The following is a 13,443-nucleotide window of genomic DNA, read 5'->3' as shown; positions in this document are numbered from 1 at the left end:
AAAATGCCCATCAGACAAAGACAGACGGGCATTTTCATTTTATTAATTTTAATAGATCGCTTTTTCTAGAAGACTTTTTATACTTGATTCCTTTTGAATCAAGATAGGCTCTGATTTCGACAACTGTATTATCCATATTTGGTAATTCTTCGGTTCGATCGGGATACAAATCAGCTGCTGTTATTTTCCCGGCGCCGACATAATTATCCTTAGAATCACCTTCATTCTTAATTAAAGGACCCTTTTTGCGGGCTACCAGAAGAAAGATTCCGGCCAGCAAATAAAGAAAAGGCGTTAACCAAAAGAGGATGGCAACAATCGAAAAAACCGCAGCAATTATTCCAAGAATGTGACCTGTTAGAGGATAATCGACCCGGCGAAAATTTATCAAACCGATAATATGCAGAATCAGCATTATCGAGCCAGGGACCGTCATTAATAAAACACCCCAGATCAAAAGTGCGGCTTGCAAATTATTTTTTCCAAAATCCGCTATCTCGGCTGAAGTCAGATAATTACTACCTAGGGTAATTAACCCATAAAATAATCCGCTAAGAATTCCAAGAAAATCCAAAACGACCGTGATGATTTTTAAAGATTGAAAAGGTTCTCGAGTGTTTCTCATGAAGCTTTTTTACTCGCATGATCATAGAGATAGTCGACAGTCGATTGGAAAGTAATCAGCTTGGCAGCATCGTCATCGGAAATTTCAATATCATATTTATCTTCTAATTCCATCACCAATTCAACAAAATCGATTGAATCGGCGTTGACATCCTTTGTAAAATCCAAATCCGGGGTAATTTTTGATTTTGATAAACCAAAGCGTTTAGAAACTTCATCTGCTAGTTGAGCAGCAATTTCATCTTTATTCATTTCTCCTCCAAAATAATCTTGAATTGATCTTTGTTTTCATCAACATATTTAGTAATATCGGGAACCAAATTCGACTCCAGCATTATCTTGATTTGACCAATTGTATTGGAAACAGTCTTTGCTTTTGCTGATCCGTGCGTCTTGACAACTGGTGCCTTGACACCGGCGATTACGGCTCCACCTGCGTTATTATAGTCCAGCACCGAAGAAAATTCTTTTAGGGCCGGTTTAACCAAAGCGGCGCCGATTTTCGTCTTCAAACTACCATTCACAAGAATCTTTCTTAAACCGGCAAACATTGTTAAAGCTGTTCCTTCAATCGCTTTTAAAGCAGCATTTCCGGAAAAACCATCGGCAACAACCACATCGGCATGGCCATTTAATAATTCCCGGCTTTCAATATTTCCAGTGAAATTAAGTTGCTTGCCGTTCTTTAAAAGTTGATAGGCTTGAATATGAATTTTATCGCCTTTATCCTCTTCAGTTCCGTTATTCAATAATTTAACTTCCGGATTCGGCTTTTTTAAAACGTGCGTTGCATAGAAATTACCAAGCACCGCAAATTGATAAAGGTAACTTGGTTTGACCTCGGCATTAGCGCCCACGTCCATAAAAACCCATTGGCGTTTGGGGTCATCGACCGACGGCAACACCGTTAACAGTCCGGGACGTTCAATTCCTGATATTCGGCCGACAATAAAAATGCCACTGGCTAAAAGTGCTCCGGTATTTCCGGCCGAAAATAAGGCATCGGCGCTTCCACCTTTGACAGCATTAGTGGCAACAACCATTGAAGAATCCTTTTTCTTGCGTACAGCCTTAACGGGTTCTTCACCCATTTCAATCATCTCGGTTGTGTTAATGATCTTAATTCTGTCCTGTTTGGTCTCGCCAATCAGTTCAAGAATCTTTCCTTTGTCACCGTATAGATTCAAATGCAAATTCTTGTATTTGTCCCGGGCCAGCAAGGCCCCTTTCACGATCTCTTCCGGCGCATTATCGCCGCCCATTGCATCAATAGCAATTGTATATGTTTTATCCATTAATCAAAGTCCTTATATCGATACATCGTTAACGACAAATATTTTACCAGTTCAGCGTTTTCTTTGTCAGCATCCCAGTTAGACTGGCTCGTAATTTCGATCGCCGATTGTTGAGCTGTTTCCATCATTTTTAAATCATGGATTGGATCGCCAACATTAAATTCCGGCATCCCAGCTTGTTTTATTCCAATTACATCGCCCGGCCCCCGCAGCTTCAAATCCTTTTCCGCCAAAGCAAAACCATCGTTCGTAGAAACAATTGCCTCCATTCGGTCGATTCCATATTGGGTTTTGGGATCGGAAACAAGAATAGCATAAGACTGTTTCTTGCCGCGACCAACCCGTCCCCGCAACTGGTGCAACTGAGCAATGCCGAAACGGTCGGCATCCAGGATTACCATAATCGTGGCATTCTTGATATCGACACCAACTTCAATCACGGTCGTCGTAACCAGTACCTGCACTCGGTTGGTTGAAAAATCGTTAATCACCTGCTGCTTTTCATCATTCGTCAACCGCCCATGAAGTAGACCGATCCGATAAGGTTTTAATTCTTCTTTTAAACGGTCATAAATTAAAACGGCATTCTGAACATCCAAAGTCTCCGATTCTTCAATCAATGGGGTAACAACATAAACTTGAGCCCCAGCGGCTAATTGTGTTTTCACCCAATCAAAAACATTATCAAATTGATTGCTTTTAACCCATTTAGTGATAATTGGACGGCGCCCGTTAGGCAATTGATCAATTGTTGAAACATCCATTTCACCATAAGCGGTAATCGCTAATGTACGTGGAATCGGAGTTGCCGTCATGGCCAAGATATCTGGATTTTGTCCTTGTTCCCGTAATCTTGCTCGCTGCTTGACGCCAAACCGATGCTGCTCGTCAATGACGGCCAAACCCAAATTATAAAAATGAACATCCGCTTGAATCAGAGCATGAGTGCCAACGGCAATATCGATCTCGCCACTTTCCAGATCTGCTAAAATCTGCCGCCGAGCTGCCGCCTTGAGACCCGAGGTCAACAATTCAATCCTAAGATTGAGTCCGGCCGATTGATATAAATTGCTGAGATTAATAGCGTGTTGTTGAGCAAGAATTTCCGTTGGTACCATAATCGCTGCCTGAAGACCGGCACTATAACAAGCCAACATCGCAATAGCGGCTACGACCGTCTTGCCGGAACCAACATCCCCCTGCAACAAACGATTCATATGAATCGGCCGTTTTAAATCCAATAAAATTTCCTGAATAACTTTTTTTTGCGCATCAGTTAGGGAATAAGGAAGTTTTGCAATAAAGTCATTGAGAATTTCTGAATTGTATTCAATTTCCCTGCCACGGTTTTTTCCAGCAGAAATTCTCATTAACTGTAAACGCATCTGGAAAATAAAAAACTCTTCGAAAGCAGCCGAACGACGTGCCAGCTTGGCATTCTCAGCCGAATCGGGAAAATGCATATCGTGAATCTGTTTTTTTCGTGATAGCAAGCGATAAGCCAACATCAATCTTCTTGGAATAATATCATTAATTTGATCGGCATATTTAGCATAGGCATTTTCAATCAATTGTTGAATCGTTTTTTGATGAATCGCCTGATTTGATGGGTAAATTGCCGCTAATGAATCATTCTCGGCGTGAATGATTCTCTGGCCCTTTAAAGCTTCATGAACAGCATCATAAGTCCCGAAGATCGCCATTTCCTTTCCAATTTCAATCTGTTCTTTTAACCAAGGCTGATTAAAAAAAGAGACTGAAATATTATCATGCCCGATCAAAAGTCGAAAAGCAATTCTTGATTTTTTGTAACCAAATCTAGAAATGGTCGGCTGGGAACTAACCATTCCCTTAAAAGTTACCTTTTGGCCATCATCAGTTTGGCTCGGAAGACGGGACTCCAAATCATCATAACGAAAAGGATAATAAGTCAAAAGATCTTCGATATTTAAAATTCCCAGCTGTTTTAGAATTTCAGCCCGTTTTTGTCCAACGCCGGAAAGTTCTGTAATTGAATCAAAAAGACTCACAGAAAGATTATATTACTTAAATTTATGATTGGTTATTTAACTAAAAACAATCGGAAATACTTTTAGCACAAAATAAAATAGGATGAAAAATCCATCCTATTTTTAAAAGTTATTCGACCGAAATCAAGAAAGGATATAAGGGCTGGTCGCCTTCGTGAATTTCCGTTTCCAAATTGTTATCAAGTTTGGAAATTGCCTTGGTCAGTTGCTCGGACTCTTTTTGATTTGATTGGCTACCATAAATTATTGTTACGATTTCTGAATCGTCATCAAGCATCGCCTTCACGGAATTAATCGCTACGTCTCTCAAACGGCGGCCATTGGCCTGAATTTTGCCGTCAACGATTCCGATATATTCGCCACGTTTGATACTTTTGCCGTCAATACTAGTATCACGAACTGCTTTGGTGACTTCGGCTGATTTAACAGTTGAGAGCTGAGCCGTCATTTCGCTTGCGTTTTCTTTTACATCTGCATCTGGATTAAAGCCCAACATTGCAGTTAAACCTTGCTGAATTGTTTTTGATTTAACAATTTCAACCGGAATTTTCGACATATCGGCAGCTTGACTGGCAGCCATAAATATATTGGCATTATTAGGAATAATAATCGCATTTTTCGCTTTGCTAGATGTAATTGCGTTTAACAAATCTTTTGTTGAAGGATTCATTGTCTGGCCGCCGGTTATTACGTCGGTGACACCCATCGATTTGAAAAGTTCCGAAACTCCATGACCGGAAGCAACCGTGATAACAGCCGTTTCTATTGGTTTTTTAGGCTGACTGGCCTGTTCTTTGGCAACTCGATCAATTACTGCCTGTTGCTGATCGCGCATGTTGTCTATCTTGACCCACTTGATCGAGCCATAATGAGTTGCTTCGGTTAAAATTGCACCGGGATCTTCCGTGTGAACATGAGTCTTGACCAAACCGTCATCGGCGATAACCAGAAGAGAATCACCTTTCTTCGATAAATAACTATAGAATTTATCATAATTCCATTCGCGATCATAGGTTGATCCTTTACCGGTCTCAAAAAGAATCGTTGTGCAATAGCCATATTTAATGTCTTTGGGGTCCAAAGAGACCTGTGCATCGAATTCATCTGTTTTTTCATCAAATTGAGCCATATCGGGAGGGGTACTCAAATCTTCTTGAGTAGTTTTTCCAGAAAGAACCTCGTACCAGGATTGGAAAACAAAGACAAGCCCCTGGCCGCCAGAATCGACTACGCCGACTTCTTTAAGAACCGGTAATAAATCAGGAGTCTTTGCCAAAGCCTCCTTTGAAGCATCCCATGTAGCTTTCGCAACATCGACTAAATCATCTGATTGATCGGCCGCATCGCCGGCAGCAGCCGCAGATTCGCGAATAACTGTCAAAATGGTTCCCTCGGTTGGTTTCATAACAGACTTATAGGCCGATTCGGCTCCGGCTTTTAAAGCATTGGCAAACTGTTTGGCATCCAAAGTATCAAAATTAGCAACAAATTTCGTAAACCCACGCATAATTTGCGACAAAATGACACCGGAATTCCCGCGGGCCCCCATTAAAAGGCCTTTAGACATTGCTGCTGACAAAGCAGCGATCGAGGTTTCGGTTGAATCTCGTTCATACTGAGCCCCCGACTGCATCGTCAAACTCATATTAGTGCCTGTATCTCCATCAGGAACCGGGAAAACATTTAACTTATTGATATGTTGTGCATTTTTCGTCAAAATTTGGGCAGCAGCATTGATCATCCTACCAAATTCGACACTCGTAATTAATTCCATTTGATCTCCTTAAGCGCGGATGCCTTCGATAGTTACATTCACTTGATTGATTAAAACACCCAAATTTTTCTCCAAAGAATAACGGACCTGCTTTTGAACCGCCTTGGAAACTTCCGATAATTTTGCTCCATATTCAACAATAATATGTACATCAATCGTCAGTTGATCGTTTTCTTCCGACACAAGAATTCCACGACCATAATTAGGGCGCTGGAGTACATGATTAACACCATCTTTAAAAGATTTGGATGCCATACCAACAACACCAAAAGACTCAGAAGCTGCTGTTCCAACGATTGTTGAAATAACATCATCACCAATGTTTACTTGACCAATCTTAGTCTTCATCTTCAAACTCATGATTTTACCTCTGACTAAATTCTAACAGTATTTATGTCTTGAACCTTGGAATCACAAATATAAAAAAGCCGCTCAGGGCGGCTAACTTATACTCGTTCGATCGAACCGTTCTTCAAGCCTGCACGTAAAGTACGAGCAGTCAGATAAACGGTTTTGGCAGCGTCGCCATTGATTTTAACGGTCACTTTTTGCAAATTCGGCTTCCACGAACGACGATTGGCATTCAAAGCGTGTGAACGTTGATTACCAAAACGAGTACGCGCGCCAGTAATAGCATCTTTTGCCATAGCGTCCTCCTTACATGTAACTGTTAAATTCTATCCGATTTGTCTGATAAATGCAAATATTAATTCGTTATCTTGAAAACTTAATTTTAATTTTCATTTAATTTCCTTTTTAATTTCCTTTAATATTCAATTTTGATAATAAGTCTTGTTCTAAGGGATTAAGCAGAATCCTTGAGAACAATCTTCATAAAAATTAACTATCCCTTCCAAATGGATAAAAACTTTCTCTATAAAAGAAATCCCTGACACCGAATTTTATTCGGTGTTTTTTATTGCTATATTACTCAGCTGCATGATAAAATGGATTAGTTCTGCGGATGTGGCGGAACTGGCAGACGCGCAGGATTTAGGTTCCTGTGAGGAAACTCATGCAGGTTCGATCCCTGTCATCCGCACTAAAATTTCATCTTCAAAGTAAAAACATTCCAAAAAGAGAATGTTTTTTTATTTTTCTTGACAAAAAGGAAAAAGCTTGTTTTAATAGCTCTAAAGCATTGAAAGGAATTGGTATTTAATGTATCAGAACAAAACTCTAGTTTCACAAATCGTCATTAGCTTGGTCATTATTATTTAATAATGATGAGCTAGATTTGTATTGCTCATCATTAATCTTAAAATGATGAGCAGCTGAGTGGTTATATTCCTTGAGAAATCGACCTGCTGCGGAAATCGCAACGGTCGATTTTTTTATAGCTGAAAAAGAAGGGAAAATAAAAATGTTAAAAAAAGGAAAACGGAATAATACCGTTTTAGTTGCATCTCTAATATTTGGGATGTTCTTTGGAGCCGGAAACTTGATTTTTCCGGTACAACTCGGCCAAATGGCCGGAAGCCACTGGCTAACAGCCGCGTTAGGATTTCTTTTAACCGGAACTCTGGTGCCTTTCCTAGCAATATTAGCCATCGCCGTGACCCACAGCCGTGGAGTTTATGATATCGCCAAACCGGCCGCTCCTTGGTTTGGAACACTTTTTCTTGTAATGCTTCACTTGACGATTGGGCCTTTTTTCGGAACCCCAAGAACAGCAGCAACTGCTTTCTCGATGGGAGTATCGCCATTTTTGCCTGCAAAATATCAAACAATCGGTATGTTGGTTTTCTCGGCAATTTTCTTTGCCCTTGCATACTATCTAAGTATCAAAGAATCCAATGTCGTCGCTTGGATTGCTAAATACTTGAATCCCTTGTTCCTTGTTTTGATCGTTTCGATTGTGATTCTTTCGTTTGTTTTGCCAATGGGAAGTCTAAAGCAGGCTGTTCAGCCGGCTTATCAAAACAACGCCTTTTTTCAAGGTTTTTTGGATGGATACAATACGATGGATGGAATCGCCCTTTTAGCTTTGGCAGTAACGGTTGTCTATGCAGTAGAAGGCCTCGGGTATTCAAAAGAACGTGTTCCTAAAATGATTGCTAAATCAGGTCTATTAAGCATATTAGCTGAAGTTTTACTATATTTGTCGCTTATATTTTTGTGCACTAGCAGCCTTGGTCTTTTAAAAATGGCTCCAAACGGCGCAACTGCCTTTTCACAAATCGTTGGACACTACGCCGGAAACTTCGGAACGCTGTTTACCGGCTTAGTTGTTACTTTGGCAGTTTTTACAACAGCGATGGGGCTCTTTGCTTCTTTTTCACAAGACATGCATCGAACTTTTCCAAAAGTCAGTTATCTAAACTGGCTGCGTATAATTGCTTTTGGATCATTTTTAACAGCCAATGTTGGATTAACGAATATCATCGCCTGGGCAACACCGGTTTTGATGTTGATGTATCCTTTGGCGCTGGCTCTTATCTTCCTCTCGCTTTTTTCAAATTTTTTTCATCGCTCGAAAATCGTTTACAGGTTCGTACTTCTTTTTGTCGCTCCAGCTGCCTTATTGGATAGTTTTGCTAATTTACCAGTAACTAATCTACCGGTAATCAGTAATTTGGTCAGTTGCTACCATCAATTTATTCCCTTGGCTTCTTTGGGACTCGGCTGGCTCCTTCCCTCGATAGTCGGCGCCTGTGTTGGCCTTTTGCTTTACAGTCTTAAAAACAATCGCCAAGAAAGTGCTTTGGTGGACGATTCTGTTCAACGAGTCAACGATTAGGACATCCCCCAAGGCTTTTAATATTAATAAAATTAACCAAGCATAATTGCTAGTTACTAATAAATTTGTTACACTATTTTGGTTGGTTAATTGCCGACTTAGCTCAGTTGGCTAGAGCACTTCACTAGTAATGAAGGGGTCGGAGGTTCGAATCCTCTAGTCGGCATTATATAAATTAAAAAGCTCGTTTCCGGGCTTTTTTTATAAATAAATTTATGAATATCAGTTGAATGAGCACACTTTTTTGCATTCGTGAAATATGATTTGCCAGTTAAAATGAAACGGGAATCTTTCTTTCAAAATAGTCAATTTTCTAATGAAGCAGGATGATTGTATCTCCCCGTAATCCCTGCCGCAGAGTTTCCAGAGAAACAACTTCATCTGAAGCAATATTGCCTAGATTTATCTGACTGCCGAATTTTAAAATCAATTCGGCTTGTTGTTTTTTAAGTGGCGCTTCAAAGATCAATTTGGATATTCCAAGACTGGAAAGTTGTTCCAATTCATCTTCAATAATATTTCCATCGGCATCATAGATTCCGATATCTTTTCCAGCCTCCCTGGCTTCAATGAGAACATAGTTTGAACCGTATGCCAAATCAGATTTAATTAGTTCCAATCTTTCCGAAATAGATAAATCGTGATCCAAAATCGGATTTTTCTTGCCAACTTCGGAGATAACATAAAAACCGGCTTCCCTTGATTTTTTAATTATTTTCGCTCTTTCTTCTTTGGTAATTTCAGTTGATCCATCACTAACTTCAATTGCCGTAAATCCCAATTCACGGCTTTCCTTTAAAAATCGATCCACTTTGCCCTTCAACACAGAAACTTCAAGCAAAGTTCCGCCAGGATAAGGCATAATTCCAGCAGCTTGATATCGACTCGTTTTATTAATTATCAAGTCCCGATTAATTACGGCCGAAGTGCCCCAACCAAATTTGGCAAAATCAATATAATCAGCAGATGTATTTAGAAGATCATCGAGCGATCTGCTTCCTAAACCTTTATCAAGCATCATAGTTAGGCCGGATCTTCTCGGCTTTTTCGACTGGCCTAAATTCAAAAATTCATAAGCATTCATGCTCTACTTTTATCACTTAATAATTAAACATATTTTAAATACTATAAAAGTGATGATTTAATAGGATTTTAGGCAAAAATAAAAACGCCTTTGGGGTGGCGTTTTTTGGGATTAATTATTATGAAGAGAGTTTTTAATTTATTTGGAAGGGATATTTTATTATTGGAGAGTTGTTCGTCGGGATTTGTTTTTAACAACTTGTCCTTTGGAACAGTTTTAATTATTCAATTGACAGATTAAAAGAAAATAAAAGAGAGATAAAACAAAGATAAAAGAATTCAGGGAAATAATTTTAGTAAAAACGTTTGAAAATACTGGAAATTACCTGGCATTTTCTTTGCTAATCTTGTCTTCGCCGAAATAAGGACGAAGAACTTCGGGAATTGTAATTGTCCCATCTTCATTTTGATAATTCTCCAAAATAGCCGCAACTGTTCTGCCAACAGCCAGACCGGAACCGTTTAGAGTATGAACAAAACGAAGTTTGCCTGTCTTTGAATCACGATATTGAATGTGTCCACGGCGCGCTTGAAAATCTTCATCATTAGAAACAGAAGAAATTTCACGATATTTATCCTGGGTCGGAAACCAAACTTCCAAATCGTAAGTCATTGCAGAACCAAAACCCATGTCCCCAGTCGAAAGGCGAATTACATGGTAAGGTAATTCCAGTTTTTGCAAAATATTTTCTGCATCGACAGTCATTTTTTCCAATTCGTTATATGAATCCTCTGGCTTGGTAAATTTAACCATTTCGACTTTATTAAACTGATGCAGGCGAATCAAACCACGCGTATCTTTCCCGGCAGCCCCGGCTTCCTGACGAAATGCCGGCGACAAGGCAGTGATATATAAGGGCAATTCCGATTCATCCAAAACTTCATCGCGACGCCAATTAACCAAGGCGACTTCAGCGGTCGGAATCATTGTCATCGACTGATTTTTGCCAACCTCGTAGGCATCGTCAACAAATTTCGGAAACTGGCCGGTTGCATACATCGATTCGTTGGTAACCATGTACGGAGTCAACAATTCTGTGTAACCTTCGCGGCGATGTTCATCAAGCATGAAATTATAAACAGCTCGTTCCAAGCGGGCGCCGGCGCCGACATAATACAAAAAACGCGCTCCGGATACTTTTACGCCTCGTTGAAAATCCAAAATACCAAGATCTTCGCCAATTTCAAAATGGGCTTTCAACCATGTTGGTGTTTTCGAAAAAGCGGCCGGACGGCCCTGAAGATCGGTTGGTTGCCACTTTCTTTGTTCAACATTATATGAATCGTCCGGACCAACCGGCACCCGCGGATCAGCCAAATTAGGCAGATGAGCAGCTTGGGTATGAACAGACTCTTCAATTGCCGATAATTGCTTATCCAAATCTTTAATTTGACCTGCAACGGTCTGCATATCACTAATTGCTTTTTGAGCAGCTGAATTGTCTTTAGCCCGTTTGGCAGCCCCAATTTGATCGGAAACCTGATTCCGTTTCGCCTTCAACTGTTCGGCTTTGCGAATCAGAGAACGACGCTTCTCGTCGTCGGCTAATAATTTATCTAACACGCCATCTTCAACATTGCGATCAATCAAACGTTGGTTGGCTTCATCTCGATTATTCCGTAAATATTTAATATCTAGCATACATTCGATTATACATTCGGCAAAGAAGAAAAAGCCGGTAAATCAGCTTATTTTTCTTAATTTAGAAACTCTCTTTCTAGGTTTTTTAACTGTAAATTTGCGATCATCCAAAACTATTTTAACATCGGCCATGCTAGCTACTTTTTGGTCATGAGTAATTACGATTACGGTTTTCTTGGAATCATGAGCAACTTTTTTAAAAATTTGCGTAATTTCTTTCGTATTTTGCGAATCTAAATTACCGGTTGGCTCATCGGCAACAACAACCGGCGCATCAACAGCCAAAGCACGAATGATGGCAACACGCTGTTGCTGGCCACCGGATAATTTTTGAACGTTTTTATTTATCAAATCACCATCGATACCGACTGAAGCCAGCAAATCAGTCGCATATTGTTTATCGCCGGCATGCTTGGAATTTGTAATTGATAAAGCCGACATAACATTCTCCAAGGCTGACATATAGGTCATTAAATTATAGGCTTGAAAAATAATTGTCACATCTTGGTTACGATATTTGGTCAAACCGATTTTTCTGATGTCCTTGCCGTTGAAATTAATCGTTCCGGCAACCGGCGAATCAAGCCCGGCTAGAAAACTCACAAAAGTTGTTTTCCCGGAACCCGATTCACCGACAATTGCATAAAACTTCGATGATTCAAACTTCAAACTAACATCCTTATATAAGTAGTCATCCGGATGATTAAAATAATGAGTTAATTTTTGAACTGCTAGTGTCATAATTGCTCCCTTATTCCGAAATTAGAATTCTTTTTGGTTTTAAGCTCAAAATCGGTATAGAACCGAGTAAAGTCGCAATGCCGACGATTACTAATCCAAATGCTCCCAACTTTAGTAAAGTACCAATCGTTAAATGAGTTGAAAGTTTATTAAGTTGAGAACTTCCCGTCAGAGTTGAACTCAATTGGCTGGTACCGCCGGCAGTAGGCCGACCGGTTTTCTGCGTCGTTCCTTTGCCGGTTGTATTTCCCTGGCCTGGTGCGCCACCACCACCCGGGGCACCGGCTCCGCTGCTCAGACTTTGTGTCGATGTTGTTTGCTGATTAACCAATTGTTTTCCGATTACATTACCGAATAAATTACCGAAAATGCCGGCGAAAAACAGAGAAATAATCAAAATTGAAATTGTTTCGATGAAAATCTGTCCGATTATTTTTCCCTTTGCCTCGCCAAGAGACATCAGAACACCAATTTCATGTTTACGCTCACGAATCATTAAAATCAAAATCAGACTCAGAATAGCAATCCCAGCAATCGCAACAATCCAAACAATCTTTGAGGCAATACTCTCAATCGACTTGACCGAACTGGATAAAAGCTCATAAATTTCGTCGGAAGTTGTTAATTGCAGTTTGCTGGAAATTAATTTCTTGGCTTTTTTAACAAAAGCTTTCTCCTTACTGGAATCAGTCAAAGTATAAGTAACAGCAGAAACTTTACCGCCATCGCCAGCTAGACTCGAAGCAAGTGTGTAACTGGAATAAATCGTATTCGACGGATCAGTAGTTGCCAAGCTGGCCGAACTGGAGGTTTTTGCCTGATAAATTCCAACGACTTTCAATGTCTTGACATCCCCATCCGAATTTTTAATCTTAATCGTTTTGCCAACCTTGATTTTGTTATTCGAAGCAAGAGTTTTTTCAATTACAACGTTATTTGTGTTTTTATCAGATACTTTGATTCCGCGGCCTTTGATAATTACATAATTTTTGTTCTTAAAGTTTGAATCGGCCGCAGTTGTTGAAACACCGGAAATACTAATATCACCACTTTCGGTGCTTTGCATACCAGAAAAACCACCCTTACTGCTGGATGAACTGCTGGTTTTCACTGCTGTGAAAGAAGAAGCGTTAACGCTCGCTGTGGCAGTAATCTGATAAGCAGCAACATTACTCAAAGAACCTAATTTATTAGCCGTTTTTTGAGTAATAATTGCCTGATTGGTGCTCTTAAATCCCGAAGTTCCAGTTGAGCCTTGGTTTTGCTTGAATAGTTTTTGTCGATTAGCGGACAAGGCCACTGTTGTACCGACTGAATCTTTGCTATTATTGACAGCTGTCAAAGCAGCATTTTGAATAATCAGTCCAGCTAAAACAAAAGTCATAATCGCTGTAATAACCAGAGTCAATAATAAACTCCGCCCAATTTTTCGGCGAAGATACAAAAAAGCACGCTTGATATAATCCATGAAATCTCCTTTACATTGCAGATTATTCTCTGAAAATTAAAGTGTG

Annotated in this window: 12 protein-coding genes and 2 tRNA genes; 3 read left to right on the top strand and 11 right to left on the bottom strand. The window is 39.9% G+C overall.

Annotated features, from left to right (window positions below; translation table 11 throughout):
• Positions 1-34 precede the first annotated feature (34 nt).
• From J3U91_RS01970 to rpmB, 7 genes are all read right to left on the bottom strand, one after another.
• On the bottom strand, positions 35-625 hold the full coding sequence (locus J3U91_RS01970) for a hypothetical protein (RefSeq protein WP_002818248.1): 591 nt from the start codon (positions 623-625) through the stop codon (positions 35-37).
• A complete protein-coding gene (acpP, locus tag J3U91_RS01965; RefSeq protein ID WP_002817817.1) occupies positions 622-876 on the bottom strand; it encodes an acyl carrier protein in 255 nt (84 codons plus the stop codon). Before acpP ends, J3U91_RS01970 begins: the two co-directional genes overlap by 4 nt.
• Complete coding sequence (gene plsX, locus J3U91_RS01960) at positions 873-1,919, bottom strand: phosphate acyltransferase PlsX (RefSeq protein ID WP_002818247.1); 1,047 nt, start codon at positions 1,917-1,919, stop codon at positions 873-875. Before plsX ends, acpP begins: the two co-directional genes overlap by 4 nt.
• A complete protein-coding gene (gene recG, locus J3U91_RS01955) occupies positions 1,919-3,949 on the bottom strand; it encodes an ATP-dependent DNA helicase RecG (protein ID WP_002818246.1) in 2,031 nt (676 codons plus the stop codon). Before recG ends, plsX begins: the two co-directional genes overlap by 1 nt.
• 109 nt (positions 3,950-4,058) lie before the next feature.
• Positions 4,059-5,723 (bottom strand): DAK2 domain-containing protein, encoded by a 1,665-nt coding sequence (locus J3U91_RS01950; protein WP_002817819.1) that lies wholly within the window; start codon positions 5,721-5,723, stop codon positions 4,059-4,061.
• Positions 5,724-5,732: 9 nt separating this feature from the next.
• Positions 5,733-6,083 (bottom strand): Asp23/Gls24 family envelope stress response protein, encoded by a 351-nt coding sequence (locus tag J3U91_RS01945; protein ID WP_002818245.1) that lies wholly within the window; start codon positions 6,081-6,083, stop codon positions 5,733-5,735.
• An 86-nt stretch (positions 6,084-6,169) separates the two neighbouring features.
• On the bottom strand, positions 6,170-6,370 hold the full coding sequence (gene rpmB, locus J3U91_RS01940; protein WP_002817821.1) for a 50S ribosomal protein L28: 201 nt from the start codon (positions 6,368-6,370) through the stop codon (positions 6,170-6,172).
• Positions 6,371-6,683: 313 nt separating this feature from the next.
• Between rpmB and J3U91_RS01935 the strand changes: the two genes are divergently transcribed.
• The 3 genes from J3U91_RS01935 to J3U91_RS01925 all read left to right on the top strand — a co-directional run bounded on the left by J3U91_RS01935 (position 6,684) and on the right by J3U91_RS01925 (position 8,629).
• Positions 6,684-6,765, top strand: a tRNA-Leu gene (locus J3U91_RS01935).
• Between the two features lie 249 nt (positions 6,766-7,014).
• A complete protein-coding gene (brnQ, locus tag J3U91_RS01930) occupies positions 7,015-8,463 on the top strand; it encodes a branched-chain amino acid transport system II carrier protein (RefSeq protein WP_002818243.1) in 1,449 nt (482 codons plus the stop codon).
• Between the two features lie 92 nt (positions 8,464-8,555).
• Positions 8,556-8,629, top strand: a tRNA-Thr gene (locus J3U91_RS01925).
• 147 nt (positions 8,630-8,776) lie between these two features.
• On the opposite strand, the gene comA is transcribed toward J3U91_RS01925, so the two are convergent.
• The 4 genes from comA to J3U91_RS01905 form a co-directional block, all read right to left on the bottom strand.
• Positions 8,777-9,547: a phosphosulfolactate synthase gene (comA, locus tag J3U91_RS01920; protein WP_002818242.1), complete on the bottom strand. Its 771-nt coding sequence runs from the start codon at positions 9,545-9,547 to the stop codon at positions 8,777-8,779.
• 321 nt (positions 9,548-9,868) lie between these two features.
• Positions 9,869-11,188, bottom strand: a complete 1,320-nt coding sequence (serS, locus tag J3U91_RS01915) for a serine--tRNA ligase (RefSeq protein WP_002818240.1) — start codon at positions 11,186-11,188, stop codon at positions 9,869-9,871.
• Positions 11,189-11,230: 42 nt separating this feature from the next.
• Positions 11,231-11,929, bottom strand: coding sequence for an ABC transporter ATP-binding protein (locus J3U91_RS01910; protein WP_002817825.1), 699 nt, complete (start codon positions 11,927-11,929; stop codon positions 11,231-11,233).
• Positions 11,930-11,939: 10 nt separating this feature from the next.
• Positions 11,940-13,397: an ABC transporter permease gene (locus J3U91_RS01905; protein ID WP_002817826.1), complete on the bottom strand. Its 1,458-nt coding sequence runs from the start codon at positions 13,395-13,397 to the stop codon at positions 11,940-11,942.
• Positions 13,398-13,443: the final 46 nt, after the last annotated feature.

Source organism: Oenococcus oeni (genome assembly GCF_020510245.1).
GTDB classification, from domain to species: Bacteria; Bacillota; Bacilli; order Lactobacillales; family Lactobacillaceae; genus Oenococcus; species Oenococcus oeni.
Note: the sequence above shows the minus strand (reverse complement) of the source record. Positions and strands in the feature narration are given on the sequence as shown.

Coding starts and splice junctions, on each gene's coding strand:
- acpP (WP_002817817.1), bottom strand. CDS start 876: ATGAATAAAGATGAAATTGCTGCTCAACTAGCAGATGAAGTTTCTAAA.
- J3U91_RS01970 (WP_002818248.1), bottom strand. CDS start 625: ATGAGAAACACTCGAGAACCTTTTCAATCTTTAAAAATCATCACGGTC.
- rpmB (WP_002817821.1), bottom strand. CDS start 6,370: ATGGCAAAAGATGCTATTACTGGCGCGCGTACTCGTTTTGGTAATCAA.
- serS (WP_002818240.1), bottom strand. CDS start 11,188: ATGCTAGATATTAAATATTTACGGAATAATCGAGATGAAGCCAACCAA.
- J3U91_RS01945 (WP_002818245.1), bottom strand. CDS start 6,083: ATGAGTTTGAAGATGAAGACTAAGATTGGTCAAGTAAACATTGGTGAT.
- J3U91_RS01905 (WP_002817826.1), bottom strand. CDS start 13,397: ATGGATTATATCAAGCGTGCTTTTTTGTATCTTCGCCGAAAAATTGGG.
- J3U91_RS01910 (WP_002817825.1), bottom strand. CDS start 11,929: ATGACACTAGCAGTTCAAAAATTAACTCATTATTTTAATCATCCGGAT.
- comA (WP_002818242.1), bottom strand. CDS start 9,547: ATGAATGCTTATGAATTTTTGAATTTAGGCCAGTCGAAAAAGCCGAGA.
- J3U91_RS01950 (WP_002817819.1), bottom strand. CDS start 5,723: ATGGAATTAATTACGAGTGTCGAATTTGGTAGGATGATCAATGCTGCT.
- plsX (WP_002818247.1), bottom strand. CDS start 1,919: ATGGATAAAACATATACAATTGCTATTGATGCAATGGGCGGCGATAAT.